Origin of the sequence: Gracilibacillus halophilus YIM-C55.5, assembly GCF_000359605.1 — a bacterium.
GTDB lineage: Bacteria > Bacillota > Bacilli > Bacillales > Amphibacillaceae > Gracilibacillus > Gracilibacillus halophilus.
Map to the genome: position 1 here is coordinate 1 of NZ_APML01000073.1, position 1,574 is coordinate 1,574.

General features: G+C 55.3%; 1 rRNA gene. It reads left to right on the forward strand.

The window, feature by feature from the left end:
- Position 1: 1 nt before the first annotated feature.
- Positions 2-1,565 (forward strand): 16S ribosomal RNA (locus tag J416_RS13420).
- The last annotated feature ends 9 nt before the right edge of the window (positions 1,566-1,574 follow it).

A 1,574-nucleotide genomic window follows, 5' to 3' on the forward strand; every position in this document is an offset into this window, starting at 1 on the left:
TTTTATGGAGAGTTTGATCTTGGCTCAGGACGAACGCTGGCGGCGTGCCTAATACATGCAAGTCGAGCGCGGGAAGCTTGTCTGATCCCTTCGGGGTGAAGCGAGTGGAACGAGCGGCGGACGGGTGAGTAACACGTGGGCAACCTACCTGTAAGATTGGGATAACTCGTGGAAACGCGAGCTAATACCGAATAAAGCTTTCGGTCGCATGACCGAAAGATGAAAGGTGGCATGAGCTATCACTTACAGATGGGCCCGCGGCGCATTAGCTAGTTGGTGGGATAACAGCTCACCAAGGCGACGATGCGTAGCCGACCTGAGAGGGTGATCGGCCACACTGGGACTGAGACACGGCCCAGACTCCTACGGGAGGCAGCAGTAGGGAATCATCCGCAATGGACGAAAGTCTGACGGTGCAACGCCGCGTGAACGAAGAAGGTTTTCGGATCGTAAAGTTCTGTTGTTAGGGAAGAACAAGTGCCGTTCAAACAGGGCGGTACCTTGACGGTACCTATCGAGGAAGCCCCGGCTAACTACGTGCCAGCAGCCGCGGTAATACGTAGGGGGCAAGCGTTGTCCGGAATTATTGGGCGTAAAGGGCGCGCAGGCGGTTCCTTAAGTCTGATGTGAAATCTCGTGGCTCAACCATGAGCGGTCATTGGAAACTGGGGAACTTGAGTACAGAAGAGGAGAGCGGAATTCCACGTGTAGCGGTGAAATGCGTAGATATGTGGAGGAACACCAGTGGCGAAGGCGGCTCTCTGGTCTGTGACTGACGCTGAGGCGCGAAAGCGTGGGGAGCGAACAGGATTAGATACCCTGGTAGTCCACGCCGTAAACGTTGAGTGCTAGGTGTTAGGGGGTATCCGCCCCTTAGTGCTGCAGTTAACGCATTAAGCACTCCGCCTGGGGAGTACGGCCGCAAGGCTGAAACTCAAAAGAATTGACGGGGGCCCGCACAAGCGGTGGAGCATGTGGTTTAATTCGAAGCAACGCGAAGAACCTTACCAGGTCTTGACATCTTCGGACGGCCCTAGAGATAGGGCGTTCCCTTCGGGGACCGAATGACAGGTGGTGCATGGTTGTCGTCAGCTCGTGTCGTGAGATGTTGGGTTAAGTCCCGCAACGAGCGCAACCCTTAATCTTAGTTGCCAGCATTAAGTTGGGCACTCTAAGGTGACTGCCGGTGACAAACCGGAGGAAGGTGGGGATGACGTCAAATCATCATGCCCCTTATGACCTGGGCTACACACGTGCTACAATGGATGGTACAAAGGGCAGCTAAGCGGTGACGCCAAGCAAATCCCAGAAAACCATTCTCAGTCCGGATTGCAGGCTGCAACTCGCCTGCATGAAGCCGGAATCGCTAGTAATCGCGGATCAGCATGCCGCGGTGAATACGTTCCCGGGCCTTGTACACACCGCCCGTCACACCACGAGAGTTGGCAACACCCGAAGTCGGTAGGGTAACCTTTTGGAGCCAGCCGCCGAAGGTGGGGCCAATGATTGGGGTGAAGTCGTAACAAGGTAGCCGTATCGGAAGGTGCGGCTGGATCACCTCCTTTCTAAGGATA